We start from the raw sequence: 16,118 nt of genomic DNA on the forward strand, positions 1-16,118 counted from the left end.
GGCAAGCCCGCTCCCACAGTGATCTCGGTCATTCACAGATTCTTTGTACAACCAAAATCCTGTGGGAGCGGGCTTGCCCGCGAAGGGGCCACCTCGGTGTTACTTGGAGCATAGCCAATCCAGCCTAGGCCATTTTGGTCAGGTGCTCTCGCGCTCGATCACATTGCACTGCAACAGATTCAGGCGCTGCACATCATCGCTCGGCAACACACCAAGGCTTTCCAATACCCGCGTTGCCGCCAGTACGCCGATCTCCAGTGCCGGTGGCTTGATCGTGCTCAGGCTGGGCAACAGCATCTCGGCGAACGGGTAATCGCCGAAGCCGAGCACGGCGCAGTCTTCGGGGATCTTGATGCCTGCGCGTTGCCCGGCGAGCAAGCCGCCGGCGGCGAGGTTGTCGTTGGCGAAGATGATCGCGTCGGGGCGCGGGGAGGCGTTCATCAGCGCTTCCATCGCTTGCTTGCCGGCTTCGAACGGCGCGCGGTCGGCGTCCGGGGCGAATACCCACGGCGGCAGTCCGAACTCGCGCACGGTGGCGGCGTAACCGTCGCGACGTTCGAGGGCACTGAGGTCACCAGGGGCGCTGTTCTGCACGAAGGCGATGCGGCGATAGCCTTTGTCATGCAGATAACGCGCAGCGGTCACGCCGACTTCATAGTGCGAAAAGCCGATCTGCATCGGCTCGCGATCCGGCTGGTAATCCCAGGTTTCGATTACCGAAACGTCCGCTTCGGCGATCATCTTTTCCGTGCCCGCACTGTGGAAATGGCTGGTCAGCACCAACGCTGCCGGCGACCAGCCGAGAAACGCGCGCACGGCGTTTTCTTCCTGTTCGGTACTGAAGTAACTCGACGCCAGCAGCAGTTGATAGCCGTGGCGGCTGAGGGTGTCGCTGAAGCCCTGAATGGTGTTGGCAAAGATCGGCCCGGAGATATTCGGAATTACCATGCCGACGATTTTTCCTCGCGCCGAGGCCAGGCCACCGGCCACCAGATTCGGCACATAACCCATCTCGGCCACTACCGCTGCAATGCGCTCGCGACGCTCGGGCGAGACGGTTTCCGGCTGATTGAAATAGCGCGACACGGTGATTGCCGAAACTCCCGCTTCGCGCGCCACCGCATTCAGAGTCACGCGTCCGGCGCCACGGCGTTTGCGGGGCTTTTCCTGGCTCAAGGCTTGATCCTTCTTAAAAACCAAAACGCATATAAAAGTAATTTTTCAGTATTGGACGCTCTATGCCGAGCTTGCCAATACTGGCGATGTTAGCGCTAACAAGGCGCATTGTCTGCTACTCGCTCGAGCGAATGCCCAAGACACCGATTCAGGCGCTGTCGTCGCAGAACGGCAGCGGTTCAGGGCCAATTTCGAGCGGGCAACCATGCACAACATTCCTGGGGCGACACACAAACTGGCGCAGTCGATTCGCGCCGCTGGCTGGATCTTTACCGGGCTGGCGGCGTTGCCACTGCCCACGGCTTTCGCCGCCGACAGCAGCGAACAAGAGCCGACACTCAAGTCCGTCACGGTCACCGCTACCCGCCGCGAAGAGTCGCTGCAAAAGGTCCCGGTGGCGGTTTCGGTGATCGACGGCGAACAACTGGAGCGCGACAACCGCAATGGCGTGGCGAGCATCGTCCAGCAAGTGCCGTCGCTGAATTTCCGTAGCGGTGCGTCGAACAAGGACACCTCGTTGTTTGTGCGAGGCGTCGGCACGATTTCCACCTCGCCCGGCGTCGAGCCAACAGTGGCCACGGTGATCGATGGCGTGGTCTATGCGCGTCCCGGTCAATCGACCCTGGACCTGCTGGATCTGGAGCGCGTCGAAGTGCTGCGCGGCCCGCAGGGCACGCTGTTCGGCAAGAATGCCTCGGCCGGTGTGCTCAACATCACCAGCAAGGCGCCGACCAACGAGACCCACGGTTACATCGACCAGTCGTACTACAGCGGCAATGAAAGCCGCACCCGCTTCGGCATTGGCGGTAGCCTGATTCCGGATACGTTGAAGGGCTCGATCAGCACCCTGGTCAGCAGCTACGACGGCAACGTCGACAACAAATACAACGGCCAGGAGGTCAACGGCTACAACCATCGCGGCGTGCGCGGCAAGCTTGAATTCACCCCGAATGACGACGTCACCTTCACCCTGATCGCCGACTACATGCAGTCCCACGACGACGGTCCCAACGGCGTCGTCAGCAAGTCGTTGACCCCGGCCTTCGCCAACGCGCTGAGCCCGGTCTATGCGAGCAACCACAACCGCGACATCAACACCGATACCCGCAGCCATGTCGAGGACACCAACAAGGGCCTGTCCGGTCAGCTCGACTGGCAACTGGGCGATTACACACTGACCTCGATCACCGCGTGGCGCGGCTGGGACAACACCCAATATCAGGATGGCGATCGGCTGAGCACGATCACTGCAGTGTTCCCCGGCACCGCCGACAAGGGCGAGCTGGCCTTCGACCAGTACTCGCAAGAGCTGCGCCTGGCCTCGCCGAAAGGTGAGTTCCTTGAATATGTTGGCGGCCTGTTCTACATGCACGGCAAGGATGACGAGACCTATCAGCGCACCTTGACCACCACCACACGCACCGACCGTGGCGTCGCCGATTACAGCACCACCAGCGACAGCTACGCCGCGTTCGGCGAAGCCACGCTGAACTTCACCTCGGACTTGCGTGGCATCGCCGGCCTGCGCTACACCCGCGATGATCTGGAATACGATCACCGTCGTGTCTCGACCTCGGCGACCACGGTCAGTGGTATTCAACCTGCAACCAGCAGTTCCGGTTCGGTAGACGAGGACGGCTGGTCCGGCCGGCTCGGCGTGCAGTACGACCTGAGCGATGCGGTCACCACGTATCTGACCTATTCGCGCGGCTACAAAGGCCCGGCCTACAACGTGTTCTTCAACATGCAGCCGCGTGACACCGAAGCGCTGAAACCGGAGACCTCGAACACCTGGGAGGCGGGGATCAAGGCCACCAGCTGGAACAACCGGCTGACCACCAACCTCGCGGTGTTCCACAGCGATTACGACAACTATCAGGCGAACTTTTTCGACACCGTTGCCGGGCAAGTGGTAACGCGCCTGATCAACGCCGGCAGCGTCAGCACCGAAGGCGTCGAACTCGACTACGTCTTGCAGGCGAACCAGCAATTGAAGTTCTCCGGTGCACTGGCCTACACCCGCGCGCGCATCGACCAATTCAGCTGCCCGGCGGGCGCTGCAGCCTCGTGCAACGTCAATGGCAAGCCACTGCCGTTCAGCCCGGACTGGAAAAGCTACGTGCGTGCCGACTACACGATTCCGCTGGAAAACGGTCTGGATATCGAGCTCGGCACCGACTACAGCTGGCAGAGCGAAGTGCAGTACGACATCAGCCAGAATGCCGACACCAAACAAGGCGCCTACGGCATCTGGAACGCCAGCGTCGCTCTCGCCGACTACAGCAACGGCTGGCGCGTGGCACTGCTGGGCAAGAACCTCGCCGACAAGTCCTACTCACCGTTGCTGGCCAGCGGCGGCAGCTACATCTACCGCGCCGTGCCACGGGATGATGAACGCTACTTCGGTGTGCAACTGCGCAAGGATTTCTGAGATGAGCAGACAGCTGAAACTTGGCGCCTTTCTCATGGCCACCGGGCACCACGTCGCCGCGTGGCGGCACCCGCAGGTACCGGCCAATGCCGGGCTGGATTTCGCCCACTACAAGCGTCTGGCGCAGATTGCCGAGGCGGCGAAGTTCGACACGCTGTTCGTCGCCGACAGTGTGGCCGCGCCGACGCAGGACATCGCCAGCCGCATGGCGCGCTCCGATCACTTCGAACCGCTGACCTTGCTCTCGGCCCTGAGCGCGGTGACCGAGCGCATCGGCCTGATCGCCACGGCGACCACCAGCTACAACGAGCCGTACCACGTGGCGCGCAAATTCGCCTCGCTCGATCATCTGTCGGGCGGGCGTGCGGGGTGGAATCTGGTGACCTCGGACAACGCCGCCGAAGCATTGAATTTTGGTCGCGACGAGCACATCGGCCACGCCGAACGCTACAGCCGTGCCCGCGAGTTTCATCAGGTGGTCACCGGGCTGTGGGACAGTTGGGAGGACGATGCCTTTGTCCGCGACAAAGCCAGCGGCGCCTATTACGACCCTGCGAAGTTGCACGTGCTGGATCACGTCGGCGAGCATTTTCGGGTGAAAGGCCCGCTGAACGTGGCGCGCTCGCCGCAGGGACAACCGGTGATCGTGCAGGCCGGTTCATCGGAGACCGGGCGTGAGCTGGCGGCACAGACCGCTGAGGTGGTGTTCACCGCGCAGACTTCGCTATCGGGCGCGCAGGCGTTCTACGCCGACCTCAAGGGGCGTCTGGCCAAGTACGGACGCAGTGCCGATTCGCTGAAAATCATGCCCGGGGTGTTTGTCGTCGTCGGCCAGACAGAAGCCGAAGCGCAGGAAAAATGTGAAACGTTTCAGCAATTGGTCGAACCGGAGGTTGGCGTGGCGTTGCTTGGGCGTATGCTGGGCAACTTCGACTTGTCGAAGTACCCGCTGGACGGCCCGCTACCGGATTTGCCGCTGACCGACAGCGGCCAGCAGAGCCGGCAGAAATTGCTGACTGAACTGGCGGGGCAGGAGAATCTGACCCTCGCCGAATTGGGCCGCAGGATTGCCGGTGGGCGCGGGCATTACAGCCTGATCGGCACCCCGGCGCAGATCGCCGACCGTTTGCAGGAGTGGTTCGAACAGGGCGCGGCGGATGGCTTCAACGTGCTGGTGCCGCACCTGCCGGGCGGGCTCGAAGATTTCGCTAATGGCGTGGTCCCGGAACTGCAGCGCCGTGGGCTGTTCAGAACCGAGTATGAGGGCCGGACCTTGCGCGAAAACCTGGGGCTTGCCCGACCGCAAAACAGATTTGTGTAAACACCCTGTGGTGAGGGGATTTATCCCCGATGGGTGGCGAAAGCCACCCCCAAATCTGCATTCAAATTCGCGATTTTTTTGGGACGGCTACGCCGTCCATCGGGGATAAATCCCCTCACCACAAAGTTGAAATTCACCCTCAATTTGCTGTTAATCAAACAAGAGAGGATTCGATGACTTACACCGCTGCCGAAAACCGCTACGACTCCATTCCTTACCGCCGCGTCGGCCGCAGCGGTCTGGTGCTGCCGGCGCTGTCGCTGGGCCTGTGGCACAACTTCGGCGACAGCACGCCGATCGACACCCAGCGTGCCCTGCTGCGCACCGCGTTCGACCTGGGCATCAACCACTTCGACCTGGCCAACAATTACGGCCCGCCGTACGGCAGCGCCGAGATCAATTTCGGGCGCCTGCTGCGCGAAGACTTCAAGCAGTACCGCGATGAGCTGATCATTTCGAGCAAGGCCGGTTGGGACATGTGGCCCGGCCCGTACGGTCAGGGCGGCGGCTCGCGCAAATACGTGCTGGCCAGCCTCGACCAGAGCCTGCAGCGTCTCGGTCTGGACTACGTGGATATCTTCTATTCGCACCGCTTCGACCCGGACACTCCGCTGGAAGAAACCGCCAGCGCCCTCGCCACCGCCGTGCAACAGGGCAAGGCGCTGTACATCGGCATCTCGTCGTACTCCGGGGTAAAAACCCGCGAGATCGCTGCGCTGCTCAAGGAATGGAAAGTACCGCTGCTGATTCATCAGCCGGCGTACAACCTGCTCAATCGCTGGGTGGAAAAAGACCTGCTCGACACCACCGACGAGCTCGGTACTGGCGTCATCGCCTTCACCCCGCTGGCGCAGGGTCTGTTGACCGACAAGTACCTCAACGGCGTGCCGGCGGATGCGCGGGTCAATCGCCCGGGTGGCGGTTCGCTGCAGGCTTCGCACTTGTCCGAGGCCAACATCGCGCATGTGCGCGCACTGAACGAGATCGCCAAACGTCGCGGCCAGAGCCTGGCGCAACTGGCACTGGCCTGGACCCTGCGTGATCCACGGGTGACCTCGGCGCTGATCGGCGCGAGCCGGCCGGAGCAGATCATCGAGAACGTCGGGGCGTTGAAGAATCTGAGTTTCAGTGCTGAGGAACTGGCGGAGATCGACCGGTTTGCCCAGGAGGGCGGGATCAATCTTTGGGAGAAGCCTTCGACGGCGGAGTGAGTCACCCTCACCCCAGCCCTCTCCCGGAGGGAGAGGGAGCCGACCGAGGTGTCTTGCGTCGTAAGTCGACCTGAGAAACCGGGTCGATTATGGATTCAGCACAGATTGATCAGGTTGGCGTAATTCTGATGCATCCCCCAATCAGTCCCCTCTCCCTCCGGGAGAGGGTTAGGGTGAGGGGCTTTTGATTCTGCTCTGGGCTTCAACGCTCAGCGAAAAAACGGCACATCCCCCAACACCGTAGCCCGCTGCATCACCCGTCGTGCCGGACGGTAATCATCCACCGCGTAATGTTGGGTCACGCGGTTGTCCCAAAACGCAATGTCGTCCTGCTGCCAGCGCCAGCGAATGGTGAACTCCGGCCGGGTCGCGTGGGCGAACAGGAACTTCAGAATCGCCTCGCTCTCGGTGTCCGACAGCTCGTTGATCTTCGAGGTGAAGCCTTCGTTGACGAACAACGAACGGCGTCCGCTCACTGGGTGAGTGCGGATCACCGGGTGTGACAACGGTGGGTTCTTGCGTCGTGCCTCTTCCCACTGTGCCAGCGCTTCCGGCGTGTTGCCGTAGCGTTCCAGCGGAAACGAGCGAGTGAAATCGTGAGTTGCAGTCAACCCTTCGAGCAAGGTTTTCATCGGTGCCGACAGTGCTTCATACGCGGCAATCCCGCTGGCCCACAATGTATCGCCGCCGAACTCTGGCAGCAGTTTGGCGCTGAGCACTGCGCCCATCGCCGGCGTTGGCAGGAAGGTCACGTCGGTGTGCCAGATCGCGTTGTCACGGACATCGGTGACCGCGGTGTCGAGGATCAGCACTTCGGGCTGCTCCGGCACGTTCGGGTAAATCGGATGGATGTGCAGGTCGCCGAAGTACGCGGCGAAACGTGCCTGTTGCGAAGGCTCGATCGGCTGGTTGCGGAAGAACAGCACCTGATATTTGAGCAACGCCTGCTCGATGGCATTGCGCTGTTCCAGGTTCAACGGCTGGCTGACGTCGACGCCGCTGATCTGCGCGCCGAGGGCCGAGCTTAATGGGGTGATGGTCAGGCTGCTCATGGTGGGTCTCTGGAATTCGGGTTTTGAGCTTTTGGTGGGAGCGGGCTTGCTCCGGGCGGCGTTCCGACGAATGCGGTGTGTCAGAAGACATTTCTGTGACTGATACACCGCATTCGCGAGCAAGCCCGCTCCCACAGGTTTTGGATGGCAAGTATTCAATGCGCCTGGCCGTGCCACGGCACCAGTTTGCGCTGCAGGGCACGCAGGCCCATTTCCATGGCGAAGGCGATCAGGGCGATCACCAGAATCCCCAGCACCACCACATCGGTGACCAGAAATTGCGCAGCCGACTGCACCATGAACCCCAAACCGCTGGTGGCGGCGATCAGTTCGGCGGCGACCAGGGTCGACCAGCCAACACCCAGACCAATGCGCACACCAGTGAGAATGTCCGGCAGGGCGCTGGGCAAAATCACATGGCGGATCAGTTGTGCGCGAGTGGCACCGAGCGACTGCGCAGCGCGCAATTTCGCCGGGTCAACGGTGCGCACGCCGGTCGCGGTAGCGATGGCGATCGGCGCGAAAATCGCCAAGTAGATCAGCAGCACTTTCGACAACTCGCCGATGCCACACCAGATCACGATCAGCGGCAGATAAGCCAATGGCGGAATCGGCCGGTAGAACTCGATCAACGGATCAAGCACACCACGGGCAATACGGTTGGCGCCGATGGCGATGCCCACCGGCACCGCGGTCAAAATCGCGAAACCGAGGCCCAGACCGATGCGGCTCAGGCTCGCGCCCAGGTGCTGCCACAGAGTTGAATCCATGTAACCGGTGGTCGCCAGCAACCAGCCTTTTTGCAGCACGGCGGACGGTGGCGGCAGGAACAGCGGTTCGATCAAACCGGTGGCAGTCACGGCCCACCAGATCACCAGCAAGGCGAACAGGGTCAGCAGGCTGATCCACCGCGTACTGAGGTTGCGGCGCTGCGGTATCGCCACCGATGGGGTTTTCACTACCGGGGCGGAAACGTCGTAACTGCTCATGCGCGCTCCTGCCGTTGTACGGCGCTGCGTTGCGAGAACACTTTGCTCAGCACGTGCTCGCGGGTTTCGATAAAACGCGGGTCGGATTTGATCGCCCGCGCCGACTCACCGGCAGCGTAGCGTTGACCGAAATCCAGCTGCAGACGCTCGACGATCTGCCCCGGATTCGGCGCCAGCAGAATCAGGTCGGTGGCGAGGAATACCGCTTCTTCGATGTCGTGGGTAATCAGGAACACCGGTTTTGCAGTGCGCTGCCAGACTTGCAGCAACAGCTCCTGCATCTGCTCGCGGGTGAATGCGTCGAGGGCGCCGAAAGGTTCGTCCATCAGCAGCACGCGCGGGTCGGCGGCGAGGGCGCGGGCCAGGCCGACGCGCTGTTTCTGGCCCCCGGAAAGTTGCCAGATGCGGCGATTTTCGAAACCGGAAAGGTCGACCAGCGCGAGCATTTCCCGGGCGATCTTTTCGCGTTTGTCCTTGGCGACACCGGCCAGTTCCAGACCGAACGCGACGTTGGCCAGCACGTCCTGCCACGGCAGCAGCGCATCATCCTGGAACACCACGCCACGTTCGGCGCTCGGGCCTTTGACCGGCACGCCGTCGAGGGTGATGCGCCCGGCGCTGGGTTCGACGAAGCCGGCAATCAGGTTCAACAGCGAAGTCTTGCCACTGCCGGACGGGCCGAGGGCGACCAGCAATTGCTGAGGCCCGAGGGTCAGGGAAATGTCCGCCAGCACCGGTTCCGGGCTGCCGGGATACTGTGCGCTGATGCGCTCCAGCTGTAGCAAGGCCATCGCAGTCCACTCCCGATCAATTGGTGATGTATTTGGCGCTGACGTACGGCGCGTAGTCCGGCAGTACGGCTTCGACCTTGCCTTGCTCCTTGAGGAACACGGCGGTGTCGGTAATGGCTTTGGTGGTCGGCGCGCCGAGTGTGATCACCTGATCAGCCGCCAGCGGGTAGACGTTGCCTTGCAGCAGCAATGGAATGTCGCTGGCCTTGGCGCCGGAGAGCTTCACCAGCTTGTCGACGTGGGACTGATCGGCGAGCCAGGCTTTGGGAGCCTTGCGGTAATCGGCGTAGGCGTCGAGGGTGACCTTGGCGAACGCGGTGACGATTTCCGGGTGTTTCTCGGCGAAGTCTTTGCGCACGATCCACGCATCGAAGGTCGGCGCGCCGAACTTGGCCAGTTCGCCGGAAGTGATCAGCACTTTACCGTTTTCCTTGGCCACACCGAGCGCCGGATCCCACACGTAAGTGGCGTCGATATCACCGCGTTTCCACGCGGCGATGATCGCTGGCGGGGCGAGGTTGAGCACGGTGACTTTCGACGGATCGATGTTCCAGTGCTTCAGCGCGGCGAGCAGGCTGTAGTGACCGGTGGACACGAACGGCACGGCGATTTTCTTGCCGACCAGATCCTGCGGGGTCTTGATCCCGGAACCGTCGCGAGCGACCAGTGCTTCAGCGGCGCCGATCTGGGTGGCGATGAGGAAGGTTTCCACCGGAACCTTGCGGGTGATGGCGGCGGTCAACGGGCTGGAACCGAGGTAGCCAATCTGCACGTCACCGGAAGCGATGGCAGCGATGATGTCGGCGCCGTTATCGAACTTGCGCCAGCTGATGTCGGCCTTGGTGGCTTTTTCGTAGGCGCCATCGGCCTGGGCGACTTTCGCCGGGTCGACGGTGGTCTGGTAGGCGACGGTAAGGTCGGCGGCCTGCGCCAGAAAGCTCGCAGCAGCCAACGAGGCCACGGCCAGCAGGCGAAGCGGGAAATTCAGTTTCATGGGGGAGTGCTCCAAATCAGGCGACCGACGATCGGCGTGAAAGGAGACTAAATGATCTAAGAATCTAAAAATAAATAACTTTTTAGACTTAGCTTATGAGCGGAAAAATCTAAGGCGTGAGGGATTGTGGATACTTCGGATCTTGTGTCAGACGTTAGGTCTTTACCCCCTCACCCCAACCCTCTCCCCCAAGGGGGCGAGGGGGAAAGGGAGCCGATCTTTATGCTTTTCAAGGCCTGAGTTCGGCTGGATATTTCAGGTCGGCGTCAATCTCAAGAGCACCTGAATCAGTCCCCTCTCCCTCCGGGAGAGGGTTAGGGTGAGGGGCTTTTAATTACTGATCGCCAGAATGCTCGCCTGATACGACCCGACAAACACATCGAAATCGCCAACCTCGTTCTGCTCCAGCTCAGCCTGTTGCGCCAGCGACGAACGCGCCAGCTCTTCAAACTTCGCCTGTTCATCAGCAGCCAATGGCTCGCTGCGGAAGAACTCGGCATGCGCCTGACTCTGGCGCAGGGAGAATTGCGCGAAGCTTTCCTTGTGCTCGGCCATGGTCGCCAGCACTTGGGCCGATGGGGTCAGGGACGAATCCTTGACCTTGGCCAGTTGCGCGTCGAGCGCCTTGCTGTGTGCGTCGCCGCCATGGCTCTGATCGAGCAGGGCCGCCAGCGGTGCGATTTTTTCCAGCAGCTCGGCTGCCCAAACCTTCAATTCGACCGCTTCACCGTCACGCTGCAATTGCAGGCCCGGACGGCGACCTTCCTTGACCACGCTGAGGAAGTTCGAAGTGGCATTTCCGCACGAAGTGTTGGTCAGCAGCGGACTGTCGTTCAGCGCGCAATACAGCAGGAACGCGTCGAGGAAGCGCGATTCGGTGACGTCGATGCCCATCGGCAGGAACGGGTTGATATCCAGGCAACGCACTTCGACGTACTGAATGCCCCGGGCCATCAGCGCCTGGATCGGCCGCTCGCCGGTGTAGGTCACGCGTTTCGGGCGGATGTTGGAGTAGTACTCGTTTTCGATCTGCAGGATGTTGGTGTTGAGCTGTACCCACTCGCCATCCTGGTGCGTGCCGACTTCCACGTACGGCGGGTATGGCGTGGCCACGGCCTTGCGCAGGCTGTCGGTGTAGCTCGCCAGATCGTTGTAGCACGGCGTCAGGCCGGCCTGGGCGTTGCTCTGGTAACCGAGGTCGCTCATGCGCAGGCTGGTGGCGTACGGCAGATACAAAGTATCCGGATCGAGCTGTTCCAGTTGATGCGAGCGCCCACGGAGGAAACCGGCATCCAGCGCCGGCGAAGCCCCGAACAGGTACATCAGCAGCCAGCTGTAGCGGCGGAAGTTACGGATCAGCGCGATGTACGACGACGACTGGAAATCGCGGTCGGTGCCGACGTAACCCTCGGCTTCGCGCAGCAGCGGCCAGAGCTTTTCCGGCAGGGAAAAGTTGTAGTGAATCCCGGCGATGCACTGCATGGTCTTGCCGTACCGCAGGGCCAGGCCCTTGCGGTAGACGTACTTGAGCTGACCGATGTTGGAGGTGCCGTAATAGGCGATCGGGATGTCTTCCTCGGCCGGCAACGGGCACGGCATCGATGGACTCCACAGGTACTCGTTGCCGAGCTTGCTGTAGGCAAAGCGATGAATCTTGTCCAGGCTCGCCAGCGTATCGGCCGGATCGGGCAGGGCGGGGGTGATGAATTCCAGCAGCGACTCGGAATAGTCGGTGGTGATCTGTTCATTGGTCAGCGCGGAACCCAAGGCTTCCGGGTGCGGCGTTTGCGCCAGACGACCTTCACTGGTCACGCGCAGGCATTCACGTTCGATACCGTGGAGGCACTGTTCGAGCAGAGAGAGGTTGGCGCGCTCGCCGAGCAGAGCCAGGCGGCGGTTGAGAAGTTCGCTCAATTTGGATTCCTTCACGCGTCAGTCGCCCCAATATGGGGGTGGGCAGGACGGTCTACAAGGGTGAAGTTGAAACTGGCGTTTTCGCCTGGTTTTTTGGGCTCACGAAGCCCCTTTCGAACCGCCGACTTCAATCCCTGAATCTGGCAGATGCACGCGAAGATTATGCGGTCCCTGTGGGAGCGGGCTTGCTCGCGAATGCGGTGTATCAGTCACTGCCATGCACACTGACACGCCCCCTTCGCGAGCAAGCCCGCTCTCACAGAAAAGCTCGACGCTGCGATCACAGCGCCGAAATTAACTCAAAATGATGAACAACATCTACAGGACAGCGAACGTGCCTTGCGCTTTTGCGACCAGTTTGTCGCCCTGCATCACGTCGGCCTCGACCACCAGCGTGCGGCGGCCCGGGTGGATGACCCGCGCCGTGCACAGCACCTCACCGTCGGCTACGGCGCGGATGTAGTTGATCTTGCACTCGATGGTCGCGCTCTGCTGATCGAAGCCGTGGGTGCTGGAACAGGCCAGCCCCATGGCGATATCGACCAGACTGAACAGCGCGCCACCGTGCAACTTGCCGCCGCGATTGCGCAGTTGTGGTTCCAGCACCAGGACGACTTGCGCCACCCCGGTTTCCAGGCTTTGCAGGCGGCAGCCCAACAGCTTGAAAAACGCGCTCTCGACGAGCCCGGCCGGAACTTCCATCAGCGTTTCTTCAACTGCTTGGCGTTGGCGAACAGCGAAGCCATGGCGTTGTTCACCGGTGCGGCTGTGGCCGTTTCCTTGCGTGGCGCGCTGTTCGACGACTGGCGCGGTGCCGAGCCCGGACGCGAACCACGGGCACCGTCGATTTTCTCGCCCGGGGTGTCGCTCATGCGCATCGACAGGCCGACGCGCTTGCGCGGGATGTCGACTTCCATGACCTTCACTTTCACCACGTCACCGGCCTTCACCGCTTCGCGTGGGTCCTTGATGAACTTCTCCGACAACGCCGAGATGTGCACCAGGCCGTCCTGATGCACGCCGATGTCGACGAACGCGCCGAACGCGGTCACGTTGGTGACGACGCCTTCGAGGATCATCCCCAGTTGCAGGTCTTTCAGGTCTTCGACGCCTTCCTGGAACTCGGCGGTCTTGAACTCCGGACGCGGGTCGCGACCGGGTTTTTCCAGTTCTTGCAGGATGTCGGTGACGGTGGGCAGACCGAAGGTCTCGTCGGTGAACTTCTTCGGGTCCAGACGCTTGAGGAACGCGGCGTCGCCGATCAGCGAGCGAATGTCGCGGTCGGTTTCAGCGGCGATGCGCTGTACCAGTGGATAGGCTTCCGGGTGAACAGCCGAGGAATCGAGCGGGTTGTCGCCGTTCATCACGCGCAGGAAGCCTGCGGCCTGTTCGAAGGTTTTCTCGCCCAGACGCGCAACTTTCTTCAGCGCTGCACGGGTCTTGAACGCGCCGTGCTCGTCACGGTGAGCGACGATGTTCTGCGCCAGGGTCGCGTTGAGGCCGGAAATTCGCGCCAGCAAGGCCACCGAGGCGGTGTTTACATCGACGCCGACGGCGTTTACGCAGTCCTCGACCACCGCATCCAGACCACGCGCCAGTTTCAGCTGCGACACGTCGTGCTGGTACTGGCCGACACCGATGGATTTCGGATCGATCTTCACCAGTTCGGCCAGTGGATCCTGCAGACGACGGGCGATGGACACCGCGCCACGGATCGACACGTCCAGATCCGGGAACTCCTTGGCCGCCAGTTCCGACGCCGAGTACACCGAGGCGCCGGCCTCGGAGACCATGACCTTGGTCATCTTCATCGCTGGATACTTTTTGATCAGCTCGATTGCCAGTTTGTCGGTTTCGCGGCTGGCGGTGCCGTTGCCGATGGCGATCAGGTCAACCGAGTGCTTGGCGCACAGGGCGGCCAGAATCGCGATGGTCTGATCCCACTTGTTGTGCGGCACGTGCGGGTAAACCGTGGCGTGATCCAGCAGTTTGCCGGTGGAGTCGACCACCGCGACCTTGCAGCCGGTACGCAGGCCCGGGTCGAGGCCCAGGGTGGCGCGCGGGCCGGCCGGCGCGGCCAGCAACAGGTCGTGCAGGTTATGGGCGAAGACGTTGATCGCCTCGGTTTCGGCACTGTCGCGCAGTTCGCCGAGCAGGTCGGTTTCGAGGTGAGTGTAAAGCTTGACCTTCCAGGTCCAGCGCACCACTTCGCCGAGCCATTTGTCGGCGGGGCGGTTCTGGTTCTGGATGCCGAATTGCTGGCCGATCATGCCTTCGCACGGGTGCATGGTGCCCGGCAGCTCGTCGCCGACTTTCAGCGCGGAGCTGAGGATGCCTTCGTTGCGGCCACGGAAAATCGCGAGTGCGCGGTGCGACGGCATGCTTTTCAGCGGCTCGTCGTGTTCAAAGTAATCGCGGAACTTCGCGCCTTCTTCTTCCTTGCCGGCGATCACGCGGGCGCTGATGGTCGCTTCCTGCTTGAGGAAGTTGCGCAGCTTTTCCAGCAGGCTGGCGTCTTCGGCGAAACGCTCCATCAGGATGTACTTGGCGCCTTCCAGCGCAGCTTTCACATCGGCTACGCCTTTCTCGGCGTCGACGAAGCGTGCGGCTTCGGTTTCTGGCGTCAGGCTCGGGTCGTTGAACAGGCCATCGGCCAACTCGCCGAGGCCGGCTTCCAGGGCAATCTGGCCCTTGGTGCGGCGCTTCTGCTTGTACGGCAGGTACAAGTCTTCGAGGCGGGTCTTGGTGTCGGCGAGCTTGATGTCGCGTTCGAGGGCAGGGGTGAGTTTGCCCTGCTCCTGGATGCTGGCGAGGATACTGATGCGCCGTTCGTCGAGTTCTCGCAGGTAGCGCAGACGCTCTTCCAGATGACGCAACTGGGTGTCATCGAGGCTGCCGGTGACTTCTTTCCGGTAACGGGCGATGAAGGGAACGGTAGAGCCTTCATCGAGTAGCGCGACGGCCGCTTCGACCTGTTGCGGGCGTACGCCGAGTTCCTCGGCGATGCGGCTGTTGATGCTGTCCATAAAACCACCTGACATATTGTGAAAGCAGGCTCGCAGGCACGGAAATAAAGGCCCGGAGTCTGGTTGAGCGGCTAGAAAATTGCCGCTGCCTGGGTCAAAAGGCACCCCATTGACCCGTGAAATCGAATAATTACTGCGCAGGCCCGGAAAATATCGCGGCCACCTGCGGTAACGATTCAGACGTTGCCTGGCACAAAACGCCGCGCATTATAACCAGCGTTCTGTCATTCGGGGGTGTAGCAGTCTGTAGGTAGAAACCCCGGTTTTCTGGCAGTGAAGGAAAAATCTGCTAACAATGCACACGGTGCGTATAACGGCAGCTACGCCATAATGCGCGCCGAGCTAAAAGGAGCATCCAATGAGCAGCACTGCAAACAATGCTGAAGGCGAAAAAATTCTAATTGTTGACGACGATCCGGGGCTGAGCAGCCTGCTGGAACGCTTTTTCGTCAGCAAGGGCTACCGCGCCCGTGCCGTACCGAACACCGAGCAAATGGACCGTCTGCTGTCGCGTGAAGTGTTCAATCTGGTCGTCCTCGACCTGATGCTGCCGGGCGAAGACGGCCTGACCGCATGCCGTCGCCTGCGGGCGGCGAATAATCAGATTCCGATCATCATGCTCACCGCCAAGGGCGATGAGATGAGCCGCATCAAGGGCCTGGAACTGGGCGCCGATGACTATCTGGCCAAGCCGTTCAACCCGGACGAGTTGATGGCACGGGTCAAAGCGGTTCTGCGTCGTCAGGCCGCACCGGTGCCGGGCGCGCCGGGCAGCGAAGACGAAAACGTCACCTTCGGTGATTACGTGCTGTCGCTGGCGACCCGCGAGCTGAAACGTGGCGAAGAAGTGCACATGCTCACCACCGGTGAGTTTGCGGTACTCAAGGCGCTGGTAATGAACGCGCGTCAGCCGCTGACCCGCGACAAACTGATGAACCTGGCCCGTGGCCGCGAGTGGGATGCCCTGGAGCGTTCCATCGACGTGCAGATTTCCCGCCTGCGCCGGATGATCGAGCCGGATCCGTCGAAACCACGCTATATCCAGACTGTCTGGGGTGTGGGCTACGTGTTCGTACCGGACGGCGCCGCCACCAAGTGATCGGCGATTTGTAGGAGCGGGTCTGCGCCGATCGGGTTGAACGACCCTCTGCGCAGACTCGCAATCCGCAATATGCGAGCATGGCTCGCTCCTGCAAGTGTGTAACGGTTATCG

General features: G+C 61.6%; 12 protein-coding genes. 4 read left to right on the plus strand and 8 right to left on the minus strand.

Annotated features, from left to right (window positions below):
* Positions 1-138: 138 nt before the first annotated feature.
* Positions 139-1,176, minus strand: coding sequence for a LacI family DNA-binding transcriptional regulator (locus QMX91_RS11330; protein ID WP_098966668.1), 1,038 nt, complete (start codon positions 1,174-1,176; stop codon positions 139-141).
* Positions 1,177-1,381: 205 nt separating this feature from the next.
* Between QMX91_RS11330 and QMX91_RS11335 the strand changes: the two genes are divergently transcribed.
* The 3 genes from QMX91_RS11335 (at position 1,382) to mgrA (ending at position 6,139) form a co-directional block, all read left to right on the plus strand.
* A complete protein-coding gene (locus QMX91_RS11335; protein WP_282412720.1) occupies positions 1,382-3,607 on the plus strand; it encodes a TonB-dependent receptor in 2,226 nt (741 codons plus the stop codon).
* A gap of 1 nt (position 3,608) precedes the next feature.
* Positions 3,609-4,928, plus strand: coding sequence for an LLM class flavin-dependent oxidoreductase (locus QMX91_RS11340; protein ID WP_282412721.1), 1,320 nt, complete (start codon positions 3,609-3,611; stop codon positions 4,926-4,928).
* Positions 4,929-5,101: 173 nt separating this feature from the next.
* Positions 5,102-6,139, plus strand: coding sequence for an L-glyceraldehyde 3-phosphate reductase (gene mgrA, locus QMX91_RS11345; RefSeq protein WP_007917913.1), 1,038 nt, complete (start codon positions 5,102-5,104; stop codon positions 6,137-6,139).
* 209 nt (positions 6,140-6,348) lie between these two features.
* On the opposite strand, the gene tauD is transcribed toward mgrA, so the two are convergent.
* The 7 genes from tauD to QMX91_RS11380 form a co-directional block, all read right to left on the minus strand.
* A complete protein-coding gene (gene tauD / locus QMX91_RS11350) occupies positions 6,349-7,191 on the minus strand; it encodes a taurine dioxygenase (RefSeq protein ID WP_223008843.1) in 843 nt (280 codons plus the stop codon).
* Positions 7,192-7,346: 155 nt separating this feature from the next.
* Positions 7,347-8,180 (minus strand): taurine ABC transporter permease TauC, encoded by an 834-nt coding sequence (gene tauC, locus QMX91_RS11355; protein ID WP_210556849.1) that lies wholly within the window; start codon positions 8,178-8,180, stop codon positions 7,347-7,349.
* Positions 8,177-8,971: a taurine ABC transporter ATP-binding subunit gene (gene tauB / locus QMX91_RS11360; protein WP_027611202.1), complete on the minus strand. Its 795-nt coding sequence runs from the start codon at positions 8,969-8,971 to the stop codon at positions 8,177-8,179. The genes tauC and tauB overlap by 4 nt, the downstream gene beginning before the upstream one ends.
* Positions 8,972-8,987: 16 nt before the next feature.
* Positions 8,988-9,965: a taurine ABC transporter substrate-binding protein gene (gene tauA / locus QMX91_RS11365; RefSeq protein ID WP_210556847.1), complete on the minus strand. Its 978-nt coding sequence runs from the start codon at positions 9,963-9,965 to the stop codon at positions 8,988-8,990.
* Between the two features lie 330 nt (positions 9,966-10,295).
* A complete protein-coding gene (gene gshA, locus QMX91_RS11370) occupies positions 10,296-11,879 on the minus strand; it encodes a glutamate--cysteine ligase (protein ID WP_210556845.1) in 1,584 nt (527 codons plus the stop codon).
* A 318-nt stretch (positions 11,880-12,197) separates the two neighbouring features.
* Complete coding sequence (locus QMX91_RS11375) at positions 12,198-12,581, minus strand: PaaI family thioesterase (RefSeq protein ID WP_282412722.1); 384 nt, start codon at positions 12,579-12,581, stop codon at positions 12,198-12,200.
* Positions 12,581-14,905: a Tex family protein gene (locus QMX91_RS11380; protein ID WP_282412723.1), complete on the minus strand. Its 2,325-nt coding sequence runs from the start codon at positions 14,903-14,905 to the stop codon at positions 12,581-12,583. Before QMX91_RS11380 ends, QMX91_RS11375 begins: the two co-directional genes overlap by 1 nt.
* Positions 14,906-15,263: 358 nt before the next feature.
* On the opposite strand from QMX91_RS11380, the gene ompR reads away from it, so the two are divergent.
* The gene (gene ompR, locus QMX91_RS11385) at positions 15,264-16,004 is read left to right on the plus strand and encodes a two-component system response regulator OmpR (RefSeq protein WP_003220637.1); all 741 of its coding nucleotides are present in this window, start codon (positions 15,264-15,266) and stop codon (positions 16,002-16,004) included.
* Positions 16,005-16,118 lie beyond the last annotated feature (114 nt).

Source organism: Pseudomonas sp. PS01299 (assembly GCF_029960145.1).
In the GTDB taxonomy this organism is placed as follows: domain Bacteria; phylum Pseudomonadota; class Gammaproteobacteria; order Pseudomonadales; family Pseudomonadaceae; genus Aquipseudomonas; species Aquipseudomonas putida_A.

What these genes read in the sequence shown, in the direction of transcription:
- QMX91_RS11335 (WP_282412720.1), top strand. Translation starts at nt 1,382, where the DNA reads ATGCACAACATTCCTGGGGCGACACACAAACTGGCGCAGTCGATTCGC.
- QMX91_RS11340 (WP_282412721.1), top strand. Translation starts at nt 3,609, where the DNA reads ATGAGCAGACAGCTGAAACTTGGCGCCTTTCTCATGGCCACCGGGCAC.
- mgrA (WP_007917913.1), top strand. Translation starts at nt 5,102, where the DNA reads ATGACTTACACCGCTGCCGAAAACCGCTACGACTCCATTCCTTACCGC.
- tauD (WP_223008843.1), bottom strand. Translation starts at nt 7,191, where the DNA reads ATGAGCAGCCTGACCATCACCCCATTAAGCTCGGCCCTCGGCGCGCAG.
- tauC (WP_210556849.1), bottom strand. Translation starts at nt 8,180, where the DNA reads ATGAGCAGTTACGACGTTTCCGCCCCGGTAGTGAAAACCCCATCGGTG.
- tauB (WP_027611202.1), bottom strand. Translation starts at nt 8,971, where the DNA reads ATGGCCTTGCTACAGCTGGAGCGCATCAGCGCACAGTATCCCGGCAGC.
- tauA (WP_210556847.1), bottom strand. Translation starts at nt 9,965, where the DNA reads ATGAAACTGAATTTCCCGCTTCGCCTGCTGGCCGTGGCCTCGTTGGCT.
- QMX91_RS11375 (WP_282412722.1), bottom strand. Translation starts at nt 12,581, where the DNA reads ATGGAAGTTCCGGCCGGGCTCGTCGAGAGCGCGTTTTTCAAGCTGTTG.
- QMX91_RS11380 (WP_282412723.1), bottom strand. Translation starts at nt 14,905, where the DNA reads ATGGACAGCATCAACAGCCGCATCGCCGAGGAACTCGGCGTACGCCCG.
- ompR (WP_003220637.1), top strand. Translation starts at nt 15,264, where the DNA reads ATGAGCAGCACTGCAAACAATGCTGAAGGCGAAAAAATTCTAATTGTT.